Below are 23,928 nucleotides of genomic sequence, written 5' to 3'. Positions count from 1 at the left end.
GCCGGCCGCCCCTCCGCCCCACCGATCGCCATCCCTCCCCTGAATGCTCGGGCGCGCCCTCCCCTCCCCGCGCCCGAGCCACCGAACGCGGCCCCTCCGGGCCGCGTTTTGGCTATAATGGAAGCTCCGAGAAGCAGCGAAGCAGCAAGCGAGGAGGGGCGTTTGACGCGCACACCAGGGGCATCGGGAACCGCAGCATCGTGGCTGTACCTCGGCAGGGGCCTGTACTTGGCAACCCTGCTGCTCGTACTGTCGCCCACGCCATCGCTGGGAGGCGGCTTCTCCGACACCGGCGCTCTCGTGAGCACGCGCTTCGCGTTCTTCTGCGCCTTCGCCGTATCGGCCCTCGTCACCACCGCGCTGTGGAAACGGCTGTCGCCCGCACGCCTGCATTCCGGCTTCATCGCGGCCGCCATGATCGTCCAGATCGTCGGCGGCCTCGGCTACCCGCTGACCGCCGCAGGCGTGCTGCCCCAGCAGTTCCTCACCGTCGACCTGCTGCTGTCGGCGCTCGTGCTGCCCATCATCGACCTCGCCTGGGGCGAGGCGTACGCCCAGCTTCCCCTGCGCTCCATCATCGCCCGCACCGCCGGCTCGCTCGCCCTGGCCGTCGCCGTGCTCGCGCTCATCCAGGTGCTGCCCGGCACGTGGTCGGTCCGCGCGATCGGCACGGGCGTCGGCATGCTCGCGCCGCTCGACCCGGCGGCGCTGTCCATCCTCGCGCTGCTCATCCTCGTGCCCGGCATGTACTTCTTCGCCACGAGCGACCATCCGACCGAGGTGATCGTCGATGCGGAGGACGTGCTGCAACGCCGTCTCGACCGCATCGTCGATGTGGCCGGGCTCACGGCGCGCGAGCGCGAGATCCTCGAGCTGTGGGTGACGGGGCACCGCCTCGACTACGTGGCCGAATCGCTGTTCATCTCGAAGAACACGGTGAAGACGCACCTGCGGCACATCTACCAGAAAACGCAGACCGGCAACAAGGAAGAACTGCTCGTGCTGTTCGAGCAGCAGGCGTAAGGGCGAGTGCGGCGCGGCGAGCTCGCCGCACTCGCCGCGCCGCAGCGCCCACCGAACTCGCCGCGCCCGCGGAGCACTCGCAACACCCACCGCACTCGCAACACCCGCCGCGCTCGCAACGCCTACTTCCCGCGCACCACCGCGCCGAAGGGCAGCAGCGCCAGCTTCGCCTGCTTGAAGCACTGCAGGCCGAAGGGGATGCCCACGACGGTGATGCACAGCAGCACGCCGTTGAGCAGCGCCTCGAGCGCCAAGAACACGCCGCCGAAGATGAACCACAGCACGTTGAGGACAGCCGACCCCGCGCCGCCGCCGTACTCGACCTCTTTGCCGAACGGGAAGAACGCGAGCCCCGCCATCTTGAAGCACTGGGTGCCCACCGGGATGCCCACGATGGTGATGCACCACAGCAGCCCGACGAGGCACCAGCTCACGCCCTGCCAGAACCCCGCGAAGACGAACCACAGTATATTGCCGATCACGCTCATGAAGCATCCTTTCGCGCCGCGGTGCCCGATCTAACGTTTTCCCAGTTCGCAAGCATACCACCCCCTGCCCCCGCATTTTGCGGGGTGCGCGCATTCCCTACCAAAACGCTGCACTTAGGGGGTGCCGCCGTAACGGCGGGCGGGATAGCATGCTCCTCGTCCGATGCGCGGGAACCATCGCAGCATCCCGGCAGCGACGGGAGGGCCGGTGGATGCGCACGGACCGGAAAGCTGCATCGCAGCACCACGGAGACAGGGAGGACCATCATGAAAGAAAGCACCCCGTTCGAGCAGAGCCGTCGCACGTTCTTGAAGACCGCCGGCGTCGCCCTCGCCGGTGCCGCCGGCCTCGGCATCGTCGGCTGCGCGCCGCAGGGCTCCGCCAACACCGGAGACGGCGGCACGGCCGCCGCGGCTGCCGGCACCGATACGAAGTGGGACGAGGAGTTCGACGTCGTGGTCATCGGCGCGGGCTGCGCCGGCCAGGCCGCCGCCATCACGGTGGCGCTCGAGGGCAACGGCGCGACGTGCCTGCTGGCCGAGAAGGGCACGATGCCCGGCGGGAACAGCCCGTACTGCAAGGGCACCGTCGTGTACGCCGAGGACGAGGAAGCGTTCAACCAGTACATGCTGGAGATGCGCGGCGAGGAGGGCACCACGCCCGACGACGTGATCGCCGCCTACGCCAAGGGCGCCGCCGAGAACTACAGCTGGGTGTTCGACACGTTGGGCGGCGTGGTCGAGGAAGCGTCGATCATCGCCCCCACCACCAAGGACGACCCGCTCAAGTCCACGCCCGAGTGGCCCGAGTTCGAGCACTGCTACGCGCTGGGCAAGCTGACCGTCGCCGGCAAGAAGGACGTGGAGATCAAGGGCGACAAGCACATCACGAAGCTGCTCGACCGCGTCATCGCCGATCACTCCGACGTCATCGAGTACCGTACGGGCGCCCCGATGAGCGAGCTCATCCAAGACCCCGGCACCAAGCAGATCCTCGGCGCGGTCATCGACGGCAAGAACGTCAAGGCCAACAAGGGCGTCATCATGTGCACGGGCGGCTTCGAGGCCAACCCCACGATGCGCCAGGACTTCATCGGCCAGGGCGGTGCCCATCCCGCCGTCGAGGAGGGCAACACGGGCGACGGCCACAAGGCCTGCATGAAGATCGGCGCCGACTTCTGGCACATGGAGCACGTGGCGGGCTTCTGGATGGCCGGCCGCGACCTCGAGAACACGAAGTTCACGAACAACCAGATCATCTCGCCGTGCCCGAAGCAGTACGGCATCACCGTGGGCGTGAACGGCCGCCGCTACTACATGGACTGGGACGGCTACAGCAACAAGTCCGACATCGCCTACAGGGACGACCCGTCCGTCTCCGTCGGCAGCCGCCACGGCCATATGCAGATCGGCGGCGAATGGCCGCACCTGGCCCAGCCGCGCAAGGCATGGTTCGTGTTCGACCAGGCAGGCCTCGAGGCCGGCGCCATCCCCGCCGACACCACGAGCGACCCCGTGGCCGACAAGCTGGCCTATTCCGCCGACACCATCGACGACCTCGCCAGCCAGATGGGCGTGCCGGCAGACGAGCTGACTGCCACGGTGGACCAGTGGAACGAGTGCTGCGCCAACGGCAAGGACGTGTACTTCCATCGTCCCGAGAAGACGCTGACGCCCATCACCACGCCCCCGTTCTACGCGCAGCTGTGCTGCCCGTCGTTCCTCAACACCGACGGCGGCCCCGTGCGCAGCGCCCAGGGCGAGATCCTCGATCCCGACGGCAAGCCCATTCCCAACCTGTACTCCGCCGGCGAGTTCGGCTCGGTGTGGAGCGGCGTGTACCAGGGCGGCGGCAACATCGCCGAGTGCCTCATCTTCGGCCGCATCTCCGCTCGCAGCGCCCTCGCGAACGCCTAGCGCCTCGCGCCGCACGCCACTCTCGACGACGTCCCTTCCCTCCCGCGCGCCCCGGCTGCCTCCCAGCCGGGGCGCGGTGCGTTTCGGGCGGATGCCCCGCGGGGGGACAGCCCCCGTCTCCCTGGGGGCCATCCACGGCGCGAGGGAGCAACGGGCGAGATTCCGCGACGCGCGAGCGCCTACAGCGCCTTCACGAAGTCGATGACGTCCTGCTTGGAGTGCACGTCGAGCTTCTGGTAGATGTTCTTCACGTAGCTGCGCACCGTGTTGTCGGACAGCACCAGCTCGCCGGCGATGTAGGACGAGCTGCGGCCCTCGGCCAGCAGCATGAGCACCTCGGCCTCGCGGTTCGTCAGGCCGTAGCGCTCGCGCACGTACGCCTCGCGGTCGAAGGGCGGCTCGATCGCAGCTGCCGGGGCCGTCGGGACCCGCGAGGCCGCCGAGGCTGTCGCCACCGGAGCCGCGGCGGCCAGCGGGGCCACCCCGTGCTCCTCCGGGCGCCACACGCGCTCGTCCACGCTGGTCAGACGACCCTCGCGCAGCGCCGTCTCCGTCTCGGCACGGAACCGGCAGCGCCCGCACACCTCGGCGAACAGCGGCCGAACGCGCGGGATGGAATCGGTCAGCAAGAAGCCCACGCTCACGGCCAGCAGGCAGATCATGGTGGCCACGATGAGCATCTGCTCGGCCCCGCCCGCATCGCCGAGCCACCACATCGCCAACCGACCGCTCTCGCGGAAGAACAGGTGCAGGAACCAGAAGAATCCCAGGATGAGGTACGGCGGCAGCGCGCGATGGCGCGCCACGTCGTACGACACGAACCACAAGAACCCCACCTGGAACAGGTTCGTGATGGCGATGAGGGTGGCACCCACCTCACTGACGAGCGGATCGAGCGTCGACAGCAGGATCACGCCCACCGCCAGCGCGGCAAGCTGCGCCTGCCACAGCACGGCGAACTTGAACCCGCGCCCCTTCACGAGCGTCCACCAGATGATGCCGAGGCCGGCGGCCGTCACCCCGAGGTGCTGCACGAGGTGGAACACGGGCGACAGCTTGATGGATTCGCCGAACGGGAACCCGCGCGACACGCCCAGCACGAAGCTGAACAGGGCGATGCCCACCACGAGCCGCACGATGGTGGAACGCGGCTCGGCGGCGTACACGTCGTCGGGCGGCGGCGCCACGATGCCGCGCCGCTCGCGCTCGTCGAGCGTCTTCTGCGCCTGGAAGTACATGACCAGCGTCACCATCGGCAGCAGCATGCTGACGAAGAACGCCGTGCTCTCCTCCACGATGCCGATGAAGATGCCGATGACGGTGGACAGCGCCAGCGACGCGAAGGCCGCCAGCAGCGCCTCGCGCAACCCCAGCCGGATGTAGAACGTGATCCACATGCCGCCGCCCCATGCGAGCCCCACGCCCGAGCACACGGCCGCCACCAGGGTGAACGGCAACGACGGGAACAGCGATTGCACGAAGAACAGCAGGCTGCCCAGCGTCATGAGCCCGGCCGAGATCCAGCCGAGCACGTTCTCGAACCTCGGTGAGAACGCACGGTGCAGCGCCACGGCGCCCAGCACGACGATGCACCCGCAGCGCGCGAAGTTGATGGCGACCGTCGTCAGCCCGGAATCGACCCAGATGTAGCGCGCGTACAGGATGCACTGTATCCACACGAGCACGAGGCCCGTTCCCAGAAACGAGAACGAGAAGCCCGGCAGGTACCGTGCCGCGAACGATTTGAAATCCCAAGAAGGCACCTGCTGCTCGGTCGCGCTCAATCCGCCACCCCACTCCCCTCGAACACCGCGCGCACGAGGTACTCCACGTTGCCCTCGGGCCCCGTGATGGGCGACTCCACCACGCCTGCCACGCCGAACCCCGCAGCGACCAGCGCCGCGCGCACCTCGTCCACCGTGCGCCGCCGCACGGCCTCGTCGCGCACCACGCCGTGCTCCGTCTCGTCGGGCCGCGACTCGAACTGGGGTTTCACGAGGCCGATGAACACGGTGCCCGGCTGCGAGAACCGCGCGAACGTGGGCGCGAGCGCCGCGAGGCCGATGAAGCTGAGGTCGGCCACGAGCACGTCGAAGGGCGCGCCCAGCTCGGCCGGGTCGGCCAGCTTGATGTTCACGCGCTCGAACACCGCCACGCGCGGGTCCTGCCGCAGCTTCCACGCCAGCTGCCCGTAGTTCACGTCGACGCACGCCACGCTGGCCGCGCCGGCCTGCAGCAGGCAATCGCTGAAACCGCCGGTGGACGAGCCGATATCCAGGCAGCGCAGGCCTTCGACGCGCTGCCCGAACGCGTCGAGCGCGCCCTGCAGCTTGTGGCCGCCGCGCGACACGAAGCGCTTGCGGTTCTTCACCACGACCTCCGCGTCGGGCGCCACCTTGAGCGCCGCGCTCGTGGCGTACACGTCGTCCACCTTCACCTCGTGGGCGAGCACCGCGCGCAGCGCCGCGCCGGCGTCCGCGAAGTACCCCTGCTCAACCAGCAGCGTATCAAGTCTGATCTTCTTCATGGGAAACAGTATAGAGCAAACCACGTCCGCACCGGCGAAGGCGGCACCAACCTAAGGACGACGAGAAGCCGCCGTCCTCACCGAGCCGCGGCCGCCCGAAGGCGGCCGCATGGAGGGAGGAACAGCAGGAGTTCGAGCTGCGCTTACAATGCAGCCAGGTCGCGACCCAGCAGGTAGGACAGGGTGCCGCACACGGCGCCGAGGTTCTGACCGGGCATGACGAAGTTGTAGGTGTTGGCGTAGAAGTCGCCGGTCATGATGCCCGTGTTGTACAGACCCTCGATGGGCGTGTCGTTCTCGTCGCACACCTGCATGTTCTCGTCGGTGCGCAAGCCGCCGCACACGGTGAGGAACGTGGCGCCCGTGATCTTCGTGGCGTAGAACGGCGGCGTGGAGATGGGGAACAGGATTTCGGGATTCACGTGGAACTGCTCGTCGAGCCCCTGTTCGGCGTATTCGTTGTACTGCTTGATGGTGGCCAGCGCCTGCTCCTGGTCGATGCCGTCCATCTGCTTCACCAGCTCTTCGATGGTGTCCGCCTTGTAGTACGTGGCGCCCGTGCCGATGGACTCCTTGCCGCCCTCGGCGTTCTTGTCCCACGACGCGATCACCTCGTCGGGCGTGAGCGGCATGATGCCGTTCTCGTGGTCGATGCAGCATCCGAACTGCTCCCACTCGTCCTGCGTGTAGGCGTACGCCTTATCCCACACGGCGTAGGCGGTCTTCTGCGGAAGTTGCAGCACCGAGATGGCGCCGTACGCGAAGTTCGTGCACTCGTTCTGGTAGCGCTCGCCGTGGATGTCCATGTTGAGGCCCCAGAAGTTGGAGATCACGCCGTGGGCCGGGCCCGACGCGCCGCCGTTGATCATGGGCGGCACCGGGTACGTCTTCTGCCAGGCGGCACCCACCCACAGGCCCATCTTCTGGCCGTCGCCGGGCATGAGGCCCGAGTACACGAGCTCGGCATCGTAATCCACGTCGCCGAACGAGAGCGCGTCCTTGAAGTGCTCCCACGCCCACGGGCTGTACTTCGCCATCATGTCGGGGTTCTTCGAGAAGTCGCCCGTGGCCAGCACCACGGCCTTGTTCGCCACGTACTTGACGTACGAGCCGTCCTCGCGCTGCGCCACGACGCCCGACACGCGCCCGGTGTTGTCATCCTCGCGGATGAGGTACTGCGCGACGGTTTTGTAGTGTATCTCGCCGCCGAAATCGCCCGTGAAGATATCGGCGTACGCCTGCGCTTCGAGCGGCGCGCCGTACAGGGCGCCGAAAGGCTGCTCATCGGTGTAGAAGTTGTGCGACGCGGGCGGCACGGTGATGGTGCCGTCGGGATCGTAGTAGCCCGGCTCGAGGCAACACTTGAGGCCCTGCTTCTCCATATGGTCGATGGTCCAGTCGATGGACTCGCCCGAGTGGTTGATCCAGCGCTCCCACTTCTTCTTGTCCATGAGGTACGTGCCGGCGGTCTGCTCGGCCTTCACGATCTCGCGCGCGGTTTCGGGCGAATAATCGATGCCCTTCGCCTTCTGGTACTTCGACCCGATGGCGTGGTTCGAGCCGCCGCGGCTGATGGGCTTGCTGCTAGCCGAGAACACGATGACGTCGGCGCCCTGCTCGGCGGCCGACACCGCCGTGCACAATCCGGCCATGCCCGCGCCCACCACCACGATGTCGTGCGTGATGGTCTCGGCGATGTCGGCATCGGCCACCGGCTCGGGCGGAATCTCGAAGCTCCACTTCATCTGCTGGTAGCTGTCGGCCGTCAGCACGTCGGACGCGCCCGCTGCCGAGCCCGCGCTGGCCGCGCCCCCTTCGGACGCAGCGCCGCCCGAAGGCGAACATGCCGCGAGCGCGCTTCCCGTAGCCGCCAACGCGCCTGTTGCCAAAGCCCCTTTGAGAAAATCTCGGCGATTCAGTTCCATGCGATTTCCCTCCTTGCGATCAGTTGCGGAACACGGGCTCAGTCTTGCACGAACGCGGGCGGCGCGCGTTCACCCGCGCTTGGTGTTTCGCTCGAAAAGGGGTCACATAGATCAGGTGAATTGGCAAATTCGCTGATCACCGGCACGCCTTTTTGAGCGTCGGCCATCGAAGCGTCCCCTGATTTCGCCTACAATATGCCTGGGGAGGGGTTATGGCGCATACGAAGAAAACTCAGCTGTTCTTGGTGGCCACGGGGTTCGCCTGCTTTTTGGCGATGAACTCGTTCTCGCTGTGGGGCTTCTCGTTCCTGCCGCAGTTCGCGTTCGGCGCGAGCGCGCAGGACAGCTGGAGCACGCCGGTGTCGCTCAGCAACATCGTCGCGTTCTTCGTCTACTTCCTGGGATCGACGCGCTTTCCGCGGCTGTTCGACCGCGCGCCGTTCTTCGAGGCCGTGCTGCTCATCGCGGCGGGCATGATCTTCCTGCTGGGGTTCTTCGTCACGTCGTCGGCCGTCATGCTCACCGTGTCGGCCGTGCTCGTGGGCGTGGGAACCACGTGCTGCTTCATCTGCTGGGAGACGGTGCTGTCGCTCAGCGAGCCGCGCGAGACGAAGAAGCAGATCATCCTGGGATCGGTGCTGTCGCTGCTCCCCTTCGGGCTGTTCTTCGCGTTCGGCCAGGCCGGGCTGCTGTTCACCGAGTCGCTGCTGGCGTTCTGCAACCTCGTGCTGCTGTTCTTCACCCTGCGGTTCGAGGGCGGCGCGCCCGCTGCGGCGCCCGTCGCCACGCTCCCTGCGGGCGCAGCGCCGCGCGTGCCGCTGCTCATCCGCAGCCGCTTCTGGAAGCCCCTGCTGTGCATCGTCATGATCGGCGTGATCTCGCCCGTCATCGGATCGGTGGCGTTCTCCGACGACCTCGCGTTCTTCGAGAGCTGCGCCATCGTGTTCGCGGCGAACCTCGTATCGGCGGCGATCCTGGCCGTCGTCTGGCTGGCGCTCGACAAGGAAACGACCATCTCGAAGGCGTACGTCGTGCTGTTCCCCGTGCTCATCACCGCGTTCCTGGCGTTCCCCTTCGTGGCCGAGCAGTACCGCACCCTCGTGCTGTTCGTGGGCAGCTTCGGGTTCACGCTGTTCTCCATCGTCATGATGGTGTCGTGCATCTCCATCGCGCGCGAGCGCAGCCTCGGACTCGTGTTCGTGTACGCGCTGTTCGCGGGCGTCACATACGCGTCGCGCCTGATCGGGCAAGGTTTGGCGGCCGTGATCGGACGCAGTTCGCTGTCGCAGGAGACGCAGATCGTCACCAGCGTGTTCGTGCTGCTGTACGGCTGCTCGCTGGTCATGTTCATCCTCGTGCGGAAGAGCGCCGCGCGCCCGAAGGAGCCCGCCCCCAGCGGCGTCGACGTGCTGCAGCAGGCGTGCGCGCAGCTGGCCGCCGAACGCGGGCTGTCGGCGCGCCAGACCGAGGTGCTCGACCTGCTGGCGCATGGCTACGACGTGCCGTCCATCGCGAAAAAGCTGTTCATCTCGGAAAACACCGTGCGCACCCACACGAAGAAGATCTACGCCCTGCTCGACGTGCACGCGAAGCAGGAGATCGTCGACCTGGTGAACGCCCGCTGCGGAAAGGACGCGCAGGACGAGTAGGGCGTCCGGGATGTGCGGCGTCTTTGCGCAATGTTAACGTGCGGGGCGCGTCTTTCGCATCCTCTTAACGCGCGCGTCCGTATGCTGCTTCTCGAACGGAAAGGAGCATGCATGGACGCAATCGGGATAGCATCCCTCGTCATCGCCGGGTGCGGCTACACGGCCGCGGCGCTGTTCTTGCTGGGGCTGCTGTTCGTCGACGTGACGGAAACCGGCTGGCGCATCAGGGCGCCGTGGCGTTGAAACCCTCCCGCAACGCACGGCGGCCGCCCAAGGGCGACCGCCGGAGCAAGCTCGGTGCGCGCTCTCGCGCTACGGCAGCAGCAGCTGCGCGATCTGCACGGCGTTGAGGGCCGCGCCCTTGCGGATCTGGTCGGCGACCACCCACATGGCCAGGCCGTGGTCCACCGTGTCGTCGCGGCGCAGGCGGCCGACGTACGTCTCGTTCGTGCCGGCCAGCAGGCCCGGCATGGGGTACGTGTTCGTGGCGCAGTCGTCCATGACCACGATGCCGGGGAACGCCTCGAGGGCCGCGCGCGCGGCCTCCACGCTCACCTCGTCGGCGAACTCCACGTACACGGCCTCGGCGTGGCAGCGCAGCACGGGCACGCGCACGCACGTGGCGGCCACGCGGATGCCCTGGTCGCCCATGATCTTCTTCGTCTCGACGACCATCTTCCACTCTTCTTTGGTGGAATCGTCCTCGAGGAATTTGTCGATGTGCGGGATGCAGTTGAACGCGATGCGATGCTGGAACACCTCGACGGTCAGCTCGTCGTCGGGCGTGCCGCCGAGGAACTCGCGCGTCTGGTCGTACAGCTCGGCCATGGCCGGCGCGCCGCCGCCGCTGGCCGCCTGGTACGTGGACACCACCACGCGCTTGATGGGCGACAGGTCGTAGAGCGGCTTCAAAGCCACCACCATCTGGATGGTGGAGCAGTTCGGGTTCGCGATCACGCCGTTGTGCCACGCCACGTCGCCCGGGTTCACCTCGGGCACCACGAGCGGCACGTCCTCGTCCATGCGGAACGCGCTGGAGTTGTCGATCATCACGGCGCCGGCCGCGGCTACGGCTTCGCGCATCTCCTTCGACACGCCCGCGCCGCACGAGAACAGCGCGATGTCCACGCCCTCGAACGACTCCGGCGTCATTTCCTGCACCGTGAGGTCGCCCGCCGGCACCTGGCCGCAGCCCAAGAACGGCAGCGCCTTGCCCGCCGAGCGGGCGGACGCGAGCGCGCGCACCTCGGCCGCCGGGAAGTCGACGTCGTGCAGCACCTGCAAGAACTCGGCGCCCACCGCGCCCGTGGCGCCCGCCACGGCCACCACCGGGTTCGCCGGCATCTTCTTTGTCCAAGTCATCGTCAGTCCCCTATCTACCCTTGTTCATCTTCGCGGCGATTTCCTCGGCGCTCAGCTGCGTCTCCTCGAACACGCTGTCGGAATCGAGGTCGAACGCCTTGTGCAGGCAGCGCACGGCCGCCGCGGCCTGCGCGCCGTCCACCACGACGGACAGCCGGATGGGCGACGTCGAGATGGCCAGGATGTTGATCTGGTTCTCGCCGAGCGTCGAGAACGCGCGCGCCGCCACGCCGGGCGACGACTTCATGCCCGTGCCCACGAGGCTCACTTTCGCGATGTCCTCGTCCACGTCGTAGTCGCGGGCGTTGATGTCGGGCAGGATGCGCTCCACCGTCTCCTTCGCGCGCGGCAGGTCGGCACCGGGACACGTGAAGCTGATGTCGGTGATGCCGTCCTCCGAGATGTTCTGGATGATCATGTCCACGCTCACCGTGTTGCCCGCCAGCGCCGAGAACACCTTCGCGGCCACGCCGGTCATGTCGGGCACGCCGCGGATGGTGAACTTCACCTCGGACGTGTCGTGGGCGATGCCGGTGATGACGGCTTCCTCCATCATGTCGGTCTCCTCCTTGATATAGGTGCCTTCGGCGTCGGAGAACGCCGAGCGGGAATGAATGACGACCTGGTACTTGCGCGCGAACTCCACGGCGCGCATCTGCAGCACGCCGGCGCCGGAGCTGGACAGCTCCAGCATGTCGTCGTACGAGATGACGTCGAGCTTCTTGGCGCGCGGGCACACGCGCGGGTCGGCCGTGTACACGCCGTCCACATCGGAGTAGATCTCGCACACGTCGGCGCCCAGACCGTGCGCCACCGCCACCGCCGTGGTGTCGGAGCCGCCGCGGCCGAGCGTGGTGATGTCGCCGTTGGCGTCGATGCCCTGGAACCCGGCCACCACCGCGATCACGCCCTTGTTCAGGGCTTCCATGATGCGCTCGTTGTGCACCTTCACGATTTTGGCCTTGGCGTGCGTGCCGTCCGTCTCGATGCCGGCCTGACGGCCCGTGAAGCTCATGGCCTTGTAGCCGCGCGCCTCGATGGCCATCGCCAGCAACGTCATGGACACCTGCTCGCCCGTGGACAGCAGACGGTCCATCTCGCGCGCCGGCGGGTTGTCGTTGAGCGAGGCGGCGAGGCCTACGAGCTCGTCGGTGGTCTTGCCCATGGCGGACACGACGGCAACCACCTGGTGCCCTGCCTGCTTCTTCGCAATGAGCTTCTTCGCGACCATCTGGATGCGCTCAGGCGAAGCGACGGACGTGCCCCCGAATTTTGCTACGATTAGCGACATGGTGCTCTTTCTCGTCAGGTTGAACCCAATCGGCTGTCCACTATACCAAACAACCTGCTTGCCGAGCCAGAGCGACCGCCGCCACCTGCCGTTTTTTCACGGGGAAACAACAAGCGAGCGCCTCAGCGACGCCTACACCTGCAAAACGAACGGCCGCCCGCGCACCGTGGCCACCTCGAGCGCCACGTCGTACACCTGCTCGAGCAGCGCGGGCGTCACCACGTCGCACGGGTCGCCCTGCGCAACGACCCGCCCGCCGGCGAGCGCCACCAGGTGGTCGCTGTAGTGCAGCGCCTGGTTCACGTCGTGCAGCACCATGACCACCGTCATGCCGTACTCCCGGTTCAGCTGCCGGACGAGATGCAGGATGTCCAGCTGGTAACGCACGTCGAGGAAGGTGGTGGGCTCGTCGAGCAGCAGCACCTGCGAACCCTGCGCCAGCGCCATGGCGATCCACGCGCGCTGCGCCTGGCCGCCGGACAGCGACGAGACGGGAAGCTTGGCGAACGAGGTGAGGCCCGTGGTTTCCAGCGCCCATGCCACCATGCGCTCGTCCTCTTCGGCGTCCGTCGCGTGCCCGATGCCGCGATGCGGGAAGCGCCCGTACGCCACGAGCTTCTCCACGGACAGATCGACCGGCACCGTGTTGCGCTGATGGACGATGGCGACGAGCTTCGCGAAATCCTTGAGACGCAGCTGGCTCACGTCGCCGCCGCGCAGGAAGATGCTGCCCGCCTGGGCTTTGAGGTTCTTCGTCATGAGGTTGAACAGCGTCGACTTCCCCGAGCCGTTCGCGCCGATGAGCGTGGTGACCACGCCTTCGCGCAGCTCGAGGTCGAGGCCCTCGAAGATGCGCTGGTCGTCGTACGCGAACGACAGCCCCCGTATCGTGAACACGTTATTCGCCATAGTTGTTCCGCGCCTTCCTCAACAGCAGGATGAACACCGGTCCGCCGACGATCGACATGATGACGGCGGCGCTGATCTCGTACGGAGCCGCCACCGTGCGGCCGATGGTGTCGGCCAGCAGCAGGCAGAACGCCCCCAGCACGATGGAGTACGGGATGAGCACCCGATGCGCCGTGCCCACGAGCAGCCGCGCGATATGCGGCACGACGAGGCCGAGGAAGCTGATCGGCCCGATGATGGCCGTGCTGATGGACGCCAGCAGCACGGCCACGGCGGAGATGGCCAGGCGATTCTTGTTCACGTCGATGCCCAGCGAGCGCGCCGTCTTGTCCTCGAGCGCCAGCAGGTCGCACCGCTTCGCCGCGAACAGCGCCAGCAGCAGCCCCACGGCCGCATAGCTTGCGAGCGTCCACAGGTCGTCCCAGGTCTTCATCGTGATGTTCGCGTCCACCAGGCTGGCCACGCCGCTCATGGAGGAACCCGTCCCGGAATCGAACGCCGACATGATGCCCGTGAACACGGCGCTCACGGCCACGCCGACGAGGATGATGCGCAGCGGCGCCAGGCCGCCGCGCCATGACAGGCTGTACACGATGAGGAACGCGGCCATGCCGCCCGCGAACGCGAACAGCGGCGTGAACAGGAACAGCGCCGGGAAGAACGCCGTCATGAGCACGGCCACGAGCGACGCGCCGGAGCTGATGCCGATGATGCCCGGGTCGGCCAACGGGTTGCGGATGGCCGCCTGCAGCAGCACGCCCGAGACCGCCGTGGCCGCGCCGCCCGCCATGGCGATGAATATCCGCGGGAAGCGCAGGTCGTAGATCGTGGACACCGTGTCGTCGTAGGCCACGAACAGGCCGTTGAGCAGCTGCTCCGGGCTCACCTGCAAGCTGCCCGTGTTCACGGCAACCAGAAACAGCCCCACGAGCGCCACCGCCGTCACGACGAACGCCGCCCCTTTGCGCAAGGTGCTTACCATGCGATACCTTCCTTATCCCTGTTTGTCCACGATGCTGGCGACGCCGCTCGAGCCCGCGCCGCCCGCGATGCTGGCAGCGGCGTCGGCCACGGCGTCGGCATCCTCCGTTGACGACGTCGCCTCGGCTGCGGCGGAGGCCGCTTCGCCCACGACGGTCCCGTCGCTCCCCTCTTCCTCCCCGTACAGAACGGTGCGCAGCTCCTCCAACGCGTCGGGGTAGTCGAAATCCGCGCTCATGCCGAACTTGTCGGAAGGGAGGTCGTACACCCGGCCTTCCTGCACGGCGCGGAAGTGCTTCCAGATGTCGTTCGTGGCGAACTCGTTGGCGAACATGGCCATCACCTGGGCGGGCAGGGCGTGGGACGTGCGCAGGATGATATCGGGGTCGCGCGCCTGCATGTCCTCGGTGTTCACGTTGATGAACTCCTCGTCGGCGTCGGCGTAGACGTTCTCGCCGCCGGCCAGCTCGACGAGGCTGCCCACGTAGCTGTTCGGCGTGGCCACCACGTACGAGCCGGGGACGCCCATCAATATGAGCACCTTCGGGGACTCCTCGCTGCCGTTACGGGCGCGATAGTCCTCGACGAACGCCTCGTACTCGTCCACGAGCGCCTGCGCCTGCTCCCGGCGGTCGAACTTATCGCCCAGGTAGGCTATGGAATCGTACAGGCCTTGGACGCTGCGCAGGTTCAGGAACACGGACGCCTCCATGATGGACGCGTACTTGGGCTGCAGGTCGCTTTGCAGCGAGTTGGGGGACAGAACGTAATCGGGCCGCAGCGACTTCAACAGCTCCAGGTCGGGGGACATGGACGTGCCCACCCGCTCCACGTCGGCGTAGCGCTCGGGCAGCCCGCGCGAGGTGGTTGACACCCCCACCAGGTCGAGGTCGAGCCTGTCGCACACCTCGGCGATGGCAGGCGAGGTGGCGACGATCCGCGGCTCGTAGGAGCCGTCCTCGCTCTCCGAGCGCTCGGGATGCTGGTCGACGCACCCCGCCAACAGCAGCGAGCAGGCGAGGCACGCCGCGAGGACGAGCGCGCCCGCACGGCGCGCCGCCCTCCCGATTCCGCAGGTCGTCGACGCGCGCTCAGGCACGGCTCGCACGCTCATCGGCATCGAACGCCTCGCCGGCGTCGGAAGCCTTGTCGCGGTCGGAGCCTGCGGGCGCGCTCGCGGCGGCGGCTGCCGCTGCGGCGGCGCTCGCCTGCTTCGCGCGCTTCGGGCGCAGGTAGACCGCGTACACCGCCACGCCGGCAACCACGATCACGCCTGCGGCGATCCCCGCGATCAACGCGAGGGTGCCGCCGTCGAGCGACGCTTCCGCCTGCTTGCCGCCGGTGACCTCGCGGCCCTCCTCGTCGAACTCCTGCACGCCCTCGTTCGGCGACGTGCCGGTCAAATCGTCGGCGTCCTGCACGGGCTCGTCCTCGGCGGCATCCGCGTCGGCGGCCGAGGCCGCCGCGGGAGCCGCGTCCTCGGTGCCCTCGCCCGGCGTCACGGTCTGCACGAACGTGCCGTCCGCATCGCCTTCCTGAAGCGCCCCGAACGAGATGAAGTAGACGACCGCGCGGCCCATGGGGATCACGTCCATGGAGCAGCGGACGGTCGCCGTCTCGCTGGGAATCGCGAAGCGGTAGTCGGCCGTCGCCGTGGAGGTGGCGCTGTCGGTGCCCGTCTGCATCTGCGCGGCCTCGACCGGCTCGTACGACGATCCGTCCGCAGACACCTCGAGGGCGATGCTGCTGATCTGGTCGGCCAGCTTGAAGCGCAGGCTTGCGTACAGCGTGCCGTCCGTGTCCCGCTCGATCAGGGCGTTCTCATAGACGATGCTCGTCACCATCGACTCGGCCAGAGCGACGTTGCTGCTGCCGGCGGCGTCTTCGATGGCGCCCGTCGCAGGGTTCTCGTAGGTGGGGTTCGTCGCGGCCGTGTACACAGCCGAAACAGCGGCGAACGCCGGCCCCGGGGAAACGGCGCTCGCCACGAGGACGAGCACCGTTGCCAGGGCGCAGGCCGCCGCGCATGCAGATCGAATACGCGTGGTCATACCGTGCCTTTCAGTAGATGCTTACTTCCGCTGGGTCATGCGGCGACGGGCCGTCATCGCAACCGCGGCGCCCGCGACGAGCGCGCCGCCCGCCAGGGTCATCAGACCCGCGGTGGCATCGCCCGTTTGGGCCAGGTTGGACGACGAGGCGGCCAAGCCGGTCTGGCCCGTGCCCAGGTCCTTCGCCTGCGAGAGGTACAGGTGCAGGTCGGCCACCTGCGACTGGCCGATGCCCAGCTGCTCCATCATGGTGATGGACATGCTGATGGGGATCACCGTGTCGTTCTCGGCAGCCGGGATGGACAGCGTGAACTGGTTGCCGCTCTGCGCGATCGCATTGCCCTGGTACGACAGCGACTTGATGTACTCCAAGCCCTGCCCCGACGCGGCGAAGCTCACCGTGAAGGTGCCGTTCTCCTGAGGACGCACGAGCGCCGTGTCGCCGAAGTACTGCGCCGCCATGGACTTCTCGGTCACGCTGCCCTGTTTGAAGAACGCGATGGGCACCTCGTAGGTGTGGCCCACCTGGAACGCGACGTTCTCGCTGGCGTTGAAGCGATCGATAGCCTCCTTCAGCGACGTGGCGGCCTGGTTGACCGCGTCCTGCGAGGCATTGGCGTCGTTCAGAACCGCACGGGCCGCGGAAAGCGTGCTCTGCAGGCTCTCCCACGCCGCATCGCTCTTCTTGCCCTGCGTCAGAGCGGAGGCCTGGTCCACCAGGCTCTGGAGCGCTGATTTGTCGACGCTCGTCACCGGCGTGTCGCCGTTCTTGAGCGCGATGGTGGACGTGTCCACCGTCATGGCGTACGTGATGTCCATGTTCATGGAGCCGCCCACGTGCAGGGCCAGATCGATCGCGCTCTCGAGCGAGGGCACGTTGACGGTGTACGTCTTGTTGGCGGATTGCTTGACGGCCTGGCCGTTGTAGGTGAGGTCGCCGATGGCGTCGTCGTAGCCCGTGGAGCCGCCGAAGTACACCACCACGTCAAACGTGCCGTCCTCCAACAGGCTCAGCTCCACCGCGGTGCCGAAGTACTTGGTCACCATCTGCTGGAGCATGTCCTGCATGCCAGCGAACGAGCCGGTGCCCGCATAGCTCACGGAAGCCGTGTACGTTTTGCCGACCACCATGCCGTACTGACCCGACGGGGTCTCCTTGTCAGCGCTGGTCTTGAACGTCTCGATAGCGGCGTTGAGCTGGGCGGTCACGCCGTCGACGCCCGGCTGCGGGATGTTCTCGTTCGCGGCGACTTTCTCGGCCGAAGCGATGGCCGCCTGCAGCGCGTCCCACGCCTCGTCGGTCTTGTTGCCCTGCGTGAGCGCCTTCGCATCGGCGATAGCGGCATTCAAGGCGGTCTTGTCGACCGTTTCAACGTCGCCGCTGCCGTCGTCTGCGTCGGGCACGTTGCTCAGGTCGAACGTGATGGTGTCGGTGATCACCATGGGCATGTTGTCCGAGCTCAGCGACACCTCGATGCTGGAGGGCAGCTCCTTGAAGGCCAGGACGAACGCGCCGTCCGTCACCGCGTACTTCGCGCCATCGTACGTAAGGGCGAACCCGGCAGCGTTCGCACCCGTCTGAGTGACCGGCAGCTTCACCGTGTAGGTGCCGTCCCGGTAGACGATGGTCGCCTCCGACTCCATGAAACGGGATGCCATGCTGCCGTACTGCGCCCACGTGATGCCGGCCGTGTACTCCTTGCCCTCCACGATGGTATCGTCGGAGCCGTCACCATCACCGTCGCCCGGCTGATCCGGATCGGGCGTCGGCTCAGCTCCCTCCAGGTAGAGATTCGTATCGTGAGAGCCGACGTGATTCCCGGCGGTGTACCCAAGCTGGAGGTTGATCCCTTCGCTGATGGAGTTCACGACGAAGGAGAAGACGTAGACTTCGCCATCCAACGTGCCGTAGCTCTTATCGCCGTTGTTCAAGCTCATCCAAAACTGAAGACCGGCGACGCCCGATGCGTTGATGCGCAGCGTGTAGGTACCGTCGCCGTTGTCCGCGTACTGAACCGTGCTGCCGAAGAAGTTCGACATGCGATCGGTGGCGGTCTCCTCCTGAACGCCGTCCTTGACGAGATACCAGGTTGCATTCGCAATCGCATACGCATCGTCGTCGGCATCGCCCGGCTCATCAGGCTCGGGCGTCGGCTCCGGATCGGGCGTCGGCTCCGGCTCAGGCTCGGGCGTCGGCTCAGGCTCGGGGTCGACCGCCGGCGGCTGCGTCGGCAGCTCGCTCAAATCGAGCGCGACGTCGACAGTGGGCTTCATCGGCATGTTGCCCATCTTGGTAATAGTAATCTGGAGTCCGCTCGTCAACGAAGACAGCGGCAACGAAAATGTGCCGTTCTCGGAAGCGTAGTCCACCCCGTTATAGGTCAAAACAGCATTGTCGGCGTATGTCTGGCCTTCGCTCGTCAACGTGAGCTTCGCAATGTAGGCACCGCCGGTATACACAAGCTGGGCCTGAGTCCCGAGAAACCGAGCTCCCATGCCAAGATCGTTGGACCACGTCATGCCAACGGAGTACGGTTTGCCCTCCTCCAGGTAGAACCCGTCGTTCGTGGCCGCGGCGGCAGCCGCCGCCGTTCCGGCGCCGTCGCTCTGCGCAAGCGCCATCGTCGGCACCATGCCCGCGGTCAGCGTCGCTGCGAGCACCACCGCCGCACCGCGCTTCGCGAACGCGAACCTCTGCCTCGATCTGATCATTCGCATATCCTTTCGTCTCGGTTGCGGCGGACGCCCTTCCGTTTTCCTTATTTTGTTAGACCAAGCTAACTCAACGTGAAAACAAAAGCCCGCATCGGGGCCGCAACCAACCGTCTCTCCTACATGATCGTCCATCACTATGCGATGAGGAGCGCGCGGCGACAAGCGCGAAAACGCGAATCCCGTTCATGAATTTAACGGGCTGTTTACAAATTTCGAACATAGTTAGCTACAACTAACATTATGATGGGCACAGCGCGTTCGAGAACTCCGAACGCCCCGTGCGGCACCGCCTGCCGTACGAAAGCCCGTTCGGGTTTCCAGAACGACCGTCGACACATCGGAAGAAAGGAACCGCGCCCGCCGATGAGGACCGAATACCTTGAGGAGTTCATCGCCTTCTCCCGCCATCTCAGCTTCAGCGAGACGGCGGAAGAGCTGTTCATCGCGAAATCGACCCTGAGCACCCATATCGCGAACCTCGAGCGCGAGCTTGACCTGAAGCTGATCGACCGCGACAACGACAACGCGCTCACGCAGGAAGGCGCCCTGTTCCTCGACGGCGCGAAGTCGGCCCTCGAAACGCTCGAAGGCACCGTGGCGCGCTGCACGCGGTTTCGGGAGGAGGCGGCCGGGCGCGTGCGCATCGCCTGCCTCACGCCCACGGCGTCCCTCGCCTCGCTTTTGAGCGAGCGCCTCGACGTGCCGTTCCAGTTCGTCGACCGGGAGTTCCGCGAGCAGCCGTTCGCGCCCCTCGACACCGACCGCGCCGACATCGCGCTGCTGTGCGATTTCTCGTACTTTCCCCGCCTCGTCGACGAGGCGCTGGCGCGCGGCCTCGCCTACCGCCCGGCGCGCCCGTTCCCGGCCGTCATCGCCATGATGGCCTCGCACCCGCTGGCGGCGAAGCGCCAACTTTCGCGCGACGACCTGGTGGGAGCCTCCATCATGACGGAAAGCATGCTGGCCTACGAGCACGATCGCATCCTGATCGACCGGATGCTGGGCGCCGACCTGCACCTGTCGTACGCGCCCGGCAGCATGCAGAGCTTCTCCGATTTGCTCATCGCCGACTTCGGCACGGCGCTGTACATCACGCCCAAGGCGACGGCCAACCTGTACTGCGCACGGCGCGACGACGTCGTCCTGGTGGACCGGCTCGACGGCGCGCCGTTCGGGTTCCCGCTCGTCGTGGCGTGGCGGGCCGATGCGGACCCCCGGGTGATAAGCGCAGCCGAGACGATCCACGCCTGCCTGAAGGAGCTCGAACAGCTCGAGAACCTGGCACCGCACGACCGCGCTATCAAGGCAGCCAGCTGAGGGAACGCTATCCGGCCTGGTAGATAGCCTCGAGTTCGCCGCCCTCGACGAGCGCGCACAGGGCGTTGCTCGCCTGCTCGCTCTCGATGCCCATATGCTCGAACCGCTTCGCCAGCTTGAGGCAGTACGACAGATCGCCGGATTCCAGGGACAGCAGGGCGGACGTGGCTTGTTCGTTCAGTTTTCCAAACATGAGGTGCTCCTTTCTTTTTCGTTGCATCCAGCGTACTGCGCTGGGGAAAAGAAGCGTTTGGACGAACGGAGAACCTGACCGGCCGCTTTTGGCCGATCGTACAACGGTGGTTTACCATTGAGCCAACGCTCTGTGCGGAAAAATCGGGTTTTTGGCAATCCGAGCCTCGCATTGTGCACCGGGACGAATACGCGACCTGGTGTTTTGCCGGCGAGCGCTCCGCCGAAAGACGTTCCGCCACGCCAAAGCCGGGAAAAAACTCCCAAAAGTCCGATTTTTCCGCACAGAGCGCCATGAAATCGTGCACGGGCGCAACGCGCCAGAACGAGCGTCAGGGTTGCAGCAGGGGGTTCGTGTGATCGAGGTAGACGAGCCCCAGCAGGAACGTGAACTCGCGGTCGGGGGAATCGGACATCCCGAGCACATCCTTCGCCTTGCGCAGACGGTAGCGCACCGTGTTCGGATGCTGGTGCAGCGCCTCGGCCGCCAGGCGCAGATCGCCGTAGGCGCGCGCCACCGCCTCGGCCGTCGCGGCGAGCTCGGTGCCGTGGGCGTCGTCGTACTCCTCCAGCAGCGCGCGATGCAGCGCCGCGGTGCGCCAAAACAGGCGGCCCTCGCACGCCGCCGCGCGAAACGCGTCATGATGCAGGTCGGCCCACGTCACCACGTCCTCGTTCTCGATCTGCGCCGTCTTGAGCGCCGCGAGCGCCTCGCGCACGCTCATGTCGCCGTCCGAGAGCGGCGTCTCCTCGCCCACGCCCAGCGACACCGAACCCGCGGTGCGCATGCGCGCGACGAGGTCGCCCTCCGAGCGCGAGCGCACGCCCGCAGGCGGTTGCGCGTACGAGACGAACGCGAGCAGCGCGCCGTGGTAGCGGAAGACGAACGTCGCGTCCACGACCTCCCAATCGCGCTTGAAGTCGGCCAGCACCGCGCTCAGCGCGTCGAGGGTCGCGTACAGCGAGCACTCGTCGAGCGCGCGCGGCGCCGCGGCGACGCACTGCACGGTGGAGCCGGTGGTCCCCGCAAGCTCGTACAGCGCCCCGCGCGTGGCCTGCGGGTCGTGGCCCGACAGCAGCTCGTCGAGAATGCGCCCCTTGTCGGACTCCTCGGCATCGCGACGGATGAGGTCGAGCGCCTGATAGGCCACCACCTCGTGATAGCCCCCGTCGTAGAGGTACAGCGGCACGCCCGCCTCCTCGGCGGCGGCGACCACGCACTCGCTCACGATGGGACGGTACACCTTCTTCAAGGCGATGCCCGACACGCCGCGCGCGATCAGAACGAGCAGCGAGCGCTCCGACAGCTCGGGATCGTCGCGGGCGAAGCCCAGGTTCGTCACGATGAACTCGCCGGGGATGTACGAGGCGTACCCGTCGTCCTTGTCGGGGGCGCAGTCGAGGATGCCCACGTTGCGCACCTCGCGCGCGCCGGCGCCGACGCACTGCGTGATGGGCTGCACCTGCTCGAAGGCCGGCAACGCCAGTATGTCCGCAACCGTGATCATGGGGCCTCCTCCCGGAACCTGTCCAGCCCATGATACCGCAGAAGCCGCACCGCGCGGCATGCAAGATGTTTCACGTGAAACAATCGGGCATTTCAGAACGGATGTTTCACGTGAAACATCCGCCAGCCGGCGGCGGACCGACTGGCGGATGCCGGCTCGGCGGCGCGCGGAGCACCCGCGCGCCGCCGCGTGTTCTACACCTCGTTGACCAGCTTGAACACCCGCTCCTTCTCCCCCTTCAGGAAGTGGACGATGTTCTCGCAGCTCAAACGCTCCAAGTCCTCGATGGCCGTGGTCGAGTAGAACGCGGAGTGCGGCGTGATGATCACGTTGTCGCGTCCCACCAGCTTGTTCGTGGCCAAGTCGGGCGTCTCGTCGTACAGCACGTCGGTGCCGAACGCGCGCAGCTTGCCCGCATCGAGCGCCGCCACGAGCGCTTCCTCGTCCACGCACAGGCCGCGGCCCAGGTTGATGAAGATGGGGCGGCGCACCATGGCGTCGAACGCCGCCTCGTCGAAGTAGTGCACGTTGTCGTCGGTCAGGCACATGTGGTTCACGATGATGTCGGCCTGGGCCAGCAGCTCGTCTTTGCTCACGCGCGTCACGCCGCGCTCGGCGAACGCCACGTCGTCCACGTTCGGATCGCACGCGATAACGTGCTTCACCAGGCCCGACGCCTTCTCGGCCGTGCACTTTCCGATCTTGCCGAACCCCACGATGCCCAACACCTGGTCCTCCAGGCGCGGCCACTGCGGAGCGGCGGCGTAATCCCACTTGTGGCGCTCGTCGATCTCCCTCTGGTAGAACTTGAAGTGTTTGTTGAGCGCGTTCATGTACGCGATGGCGCTTTCCGACACGTCCCACGTGCAGTACTCGCCGATGGGGCACACGCCGATGCCGCGCTTCGTGGCCTCCTCCAAGTCCACCTGGTCGTATCCCGTGGAGTTCAGCGACACCACCTTGAGCTTCGGCGCGTGGTCCATGGCCTCGGCGTCCACCGTGACGAACGCCGTGAGCAGCGCGTCGGCGTCGGCCAGATGCTGGAAGAACTCGTCGCGCTTGTCGTCCTCGTACTCGTACACCTCGACCTCCACGTCGGCACCGAGACCCGCTCGCAGGGTCTCGGTTTCCAGCGTGTGGTCGGGCATCATGGAGTCGGGATGGTCGCAAATCAAAACCTTCATGACAGCCCTGCCTTTCGATGCGGCGCGGTTACGGGCGCTCGATGGGCTGCGTGAGGCAGTGGGGGCCGCCACCCGCATGGAGGATCTGGTCGAGCGGCACGTCGATCACGTCGATGCCCAACGCGCGCATCTTGTCGTTGATGTGCTTGTTCTTCTCGATGGCGATGACCTTGCCGTCGCCGATGCACTGCACGTTGCAGCCGTGCTTGTACATGTCCTCGCTGGCCACGGGGATCAGCTCGAAGTTGCGGCGCTTGAGCATCTGCAGGAAGTTGTAGGGAAGCTGGTCGATGCAGGCCAGCGCCACCTGCGGGGCCACGATGTTGAAGATCATGTCGAGGTGCAGGTTGTCCGGCGGGCACGGCACGCCCACCACGGTGTAGCCGAACTTCTGCAGCTGGTCGCGCAGGTTGTCAACGCCGGCCTGGTCGGTGCGGTCCACCTGGCCCCATGCCAGCGTGTGCTCGTCGATCATCCAGAAGTCGCCGCCCTCCATGCAGCCCGCGTTCACGCGCGCCACGATGGGAACGCCCATCTCCTTGAGCTTGTTCTCGTACGCCACGGCCTCGACCTGGCGAACCGGGTGGCGGAAGTGGCCGATCACGGCGCCTTCCTTGATCATGCAGCCGTAGTCGCGGGCGAACGTCATCACCTCGAACTCGGGGCGCGCCTCCACTTCCACCACCTCGATGCCGTTGGCCTTGTAGGCGTCCACGAGCATCTGCCACTCGGCCACCATGACGTCGTTCTTCTCCTGGTCGCCCTTCTTCATCCACTCGGCGGTGATCACGTTGATGCCGTTGAACTGGTAGTAGCGCGGCGAGCACATCATCACTTTCTTCAGGGGGTTCGTCGCGTTGGACACGTACACTTTTTCTTCTTCAGCCAT

20 protein-coding genes are annotated in these 23,928 nt (G+C 66.6%); 5 read left to right on the top strand and 15 right to left on the bottom strand.

What is annotated here, in order from left to right; translation table 11 throughout:
• Positions 1 to 162: 162 nt before the first annotated feature.
• A complete protein-coding gene (locus H8S61_RS17275) occupies positions 163 to 1,023 on the top strand; it encodes a helix-turn-helix transcriptional regulator (RefSeq protein WP_255466532.1) in 861 nt (286 codons plus the stop codon).
• Positions 1,024 to 1,145: 122 nt separating this feature from the next.
• On the opposite strand, the gene H8S61_RS08455 is transcribed toward H8S61_RS17275, so the two are convergent.
• Complete coding sequence (locus tag H8S61_RS08455) at positions 1,146 to 1,511, bottom strand: YccF domain-containing protein (protein WP_160941313.1); 366 nt, start codon at positions 1,509 to 1,511, stop codon at positions 1,146 to 1,148.
• Positions 1,512 to 1,778: 267 nt separating this feature from the next.
• On the opposite strand from H8S61_RS08455, the gene H8S61_RS08450 reads away from it, so the two are divergent.
• Complete coding sequence (locus tag H8S61_RS08450) at positions 1,779 to 3,428, top strand: FAD-dependent oxidoreductase (RefSeq protein WP_186938670.1); 1,650 nt, start codon at positions 1,779 to 1,781, stop codon at positions 3,426 to 3,428.
• 179 nt (positions 3,429 to 3,607) lie between these two features.
• Here the strand turns inward: H8S61_RS08450 and H8S61_RS08445 are convergent, their stop codons facing one another.
• The 3 genes from H8S61_RS08445 to H8S61_RS08435 form a co-directional block, all read right to left on the bottom strand.
• Positions 3,608 to 5,212, bottom strand: a complete 1,605-nt coding sequence (locus H8S61_RS08445; protein WP_186938669.1) for a helix-turn-helix transcriptional regulator — start codon at positions 5,210 to 5,212, stop codon at positions 3,608 to 3,610.
• Positions 5,209 to 5,955: a TlyA family RNA methyltransferase gene (locus H8S61_RS08440; protein ID WP_015761361.1), complete on the bottom strand. Its 747-nt coding sequence runs from the start codon at positions 5,953 to 5,955 to the stop codon at positions 5,209 to 5,211. The genes H8S61_RS08445 and H8S61_RS08440 overlap by 4 nt, the downstream gene beginning before the upstream one ends.
• 143 nt (positions 5,956 to 6,098) lie before the next feature.
• Positions 6,099 to 7,880, bottom strand: coding sequence for an FAD-dependent oxidoreductase (locus tag H8S61_RS08435; RefSeq protein WP_186938668.1), 1,782 nt, complete (start codon positions 7,878 to 7,880; stop codon positions 6,099 to 6,101).
• Positions 7,881 to 8,092: 212 nt separating this feature from the next.
• On the opposite strand from H8S61_RS08435, the gene H8S61_RS08430 reads away from it, so the two are divergent.
• On the top strand, positions 8,093 to 9,529 hold the full coding sequence (locus H8S61_RS08430) for a helix-turn-helix domain-containing protein (RefSeq protein WP_186938667.1): 1,437 nt from the start codon (positions 8,093 to 8,095) through the stop codon (positions 9,527 to 9,529).
• Positions 9,530 to 9,640: 111 nt separating this feature from the next.
• Positions 9,641 to 9,772 (top strand): hypothetical protein, encoded by a 132-nt coding sequence (locus tag H8S61_RS17445; RefSeq protein WP_015761364.1) that lies wholly within the window; start codon positions 9,641 to 9,643, stop codon positions 9,770 to 9,772.
• Positions 9,773 to 9,841: 69 nt separating this feature from the next.
• Here the strand turns inward: H8S61_RS17445 and H8S61_RS08425 are convergent, their stop codons facing one another.
• The 7 genes from H8S61_RS08425 to H8S61_RS08395 all read right to left on the bottom strand — a co-directional run bounded on the left by H8S61_RS08425 (position 9,842) and on the right by H8S61_RS08395 (position 18,835).
• Positions 9,842 to 10,891 carry an aspartate-semialdehyde dehydrogenase gene (locus H8S61_RS08425; protein ID WP_186938666.1) on the bottom strand — a complete coding sequence of 350 codons (1,050 nt, stop codon included), beginning with the start codon at positions 10,889 to 10,891 and terminating at the stop codon, positions 9,842 to 9,844.
• A gap of 10 nt (positions 10,892 to 10,901) precedes the next feature.
• On the bottom strand, positions 10,902 to 12,182 hold the full coding sequence (locus H8S61_RS08420; RefSeq protein WP_101723556.1) for an aspartate kinase: 1,281 nt from the start codon (positions 12,180 to 12,182) through the stop codon (positions 10,902 to 10,904).
• Between the two features lie 132 nt (positions 12,183 to 12,314).
• Positions 12,315 to 13,091 carry an ABC transporter ATP-binding protein gene (locus H8S61_RS08415; protein ID WP_186938665.1) on the bottom strand — a complete coding sequence of 259 codons (777 nt, stop codon included), beginning with the start codon at positions 13,089 to 13,091 and terminating at the stop codon, positions 12,315 to 12,317.
• On the bottom strand, positions 13,081 to 14,073 hold the full coding sequence (locus H8S61_RS08410) for a FecCD family ABC transporter permease (RefSeq protein WP_160941317.1): 993 nt from the start codon (positions 14,071 to 14,073) through the stop codon (positions 13,081 to 13,083). The genes H8S61_RS08415 and H8S61_RS08410 overlap by 11 nt, the downstream gene beginning before the upstream one ends.
• 12 nt (positions 14,074 to 14,085) lie before the next feature.
• Positions 14,086 to 15,186: a heme ABC transporter substrate-binding protein IsdE gene (gene isdE, locus H8S61_RS08405; RefSeq protein WP_186938664.1), complete on the bottom strand. Its 1,101-nt coding sequence runs from the start codon at positions 15,184 to 15,186 to the stop codon at positions 14,086 to 14,088.
• On the bottom strand, positions 15,164 to 16,123 hold the full coding sequence (locus H8S61_RS08400) for a heme-binding Shp domain-containing protein (RefSeq protein WP_186938663.1): 960 nt from the start codon (positions 16,121 to 16,123) through the stop codon (positions 15,164 to 15,166). The genes isdE and H8S61_RS08400 overlap by 23 nt, the downstream gene beginning before the upstream one ends.
• Positions 16,124 to 16,144: 21 nt before the next feature.
• The gene (locus H8S61_RS08395) at positions 16,145 to 18,835 is read right to left on the bottom strand and encodes an LPXTG cell wall anchor domain-containing protein (protein ID WP_186938662.1); all 2,691 of its coding nucleotides are present in this window, start codon (positions 18,833 to 18,835) and stop codon (positions 16,145 to 16,147) included.
• Between the two features lie 366 nt (positions 18,836 to 19,201).
• Here H8S61_RS08395 and H8S61_RS08390 point away from each other — a divergent pair, with 366 nt between their 5' ends.
• Positions 19,202 to 20,155 carry a LysR family transcriptional regulator gene (locus H8S61_RS08390; RefSeq protein WP_186938661.1) on the top strand — a complete coding sequence of 318 codons (954 nt, stop codon included), beginning with the start codon at positions 19,202 to 19,204 and terminating at the stop codon, positions 20,153 to 20,155.
• A gap of 7 nt (positions 20,156 to 20,162) precedes the next feature.
• On the opposite strand, the gene H8S61_RS08385 is transcribed toward H8S61_RS08390, so the two are convergent.
• The 4 genes from H8S61_RS08385 to H8S61_RS08370 form a co-directional block, all read right to left on the bottom strand.
• Positions 20,163 to 20,348 (bottom strand): hypothetical protein, encoded by a 186-nt coding sequence (locus tag H8S61_RS08385; protein WP_101723563.1) that lies wholly within the window; start codon positions 20,346 to 20,348, stop codon positions 20,163 to 20,165.
• A 331-nt stretch (positions 20,349 to 20,679) separates the two neighbouring features.
• Positions 20,680 to 21,855, bottom strand: a complete 1,176-nt coding sequence (locus tag H8S61_RS08380) for a PucR family transcriptional regulator (RefSeq protein ID WP_186938660.1) — start codon at positions 21,853 to 21,855, stop codon at positions 20,680 to 20,682.
• Positions 21,856 to 22,049: 194 nt separating this feature from the next.
• On the bottom strand, positions 22,050 to 23,039 hold the full coding sequence (locus H8S61_RS08375; protein WP_186938659.1) for a hydroxyacid dehydrogenase: 990 nt from the start codon (positions 23,037 to 23,039) through the stop codon (positions 22,050 to 22,052).
• A 28-nt stretch (positions 23,040 to 23,067) separates the two neighbouring features.
• Entirely contained in the window at positions 23,068 to 23,928 is an 861-nt protein-coding gene (locus tag H8S61_RS08370; RefSeq protein WP_160941325.1) for a dimethylarginine dimethylaminohydrolase family protein, read from the bottom strand.

This window comes from Eggerthella hominis, assembly GCF_014287365.1.
Taxonomy (GTDB): Bacteria; Actinomycetota; Coriobacteriia; order Coriobacteriales; family Eggerthellaceae; genus Eggerthella; species Eggerthella guodeyinii.
The sequence above is the reverse complement of the archived record's forward strand: the minus strand, read 5'-3'. Positions and strand labels throughout refer to the sequence as shown.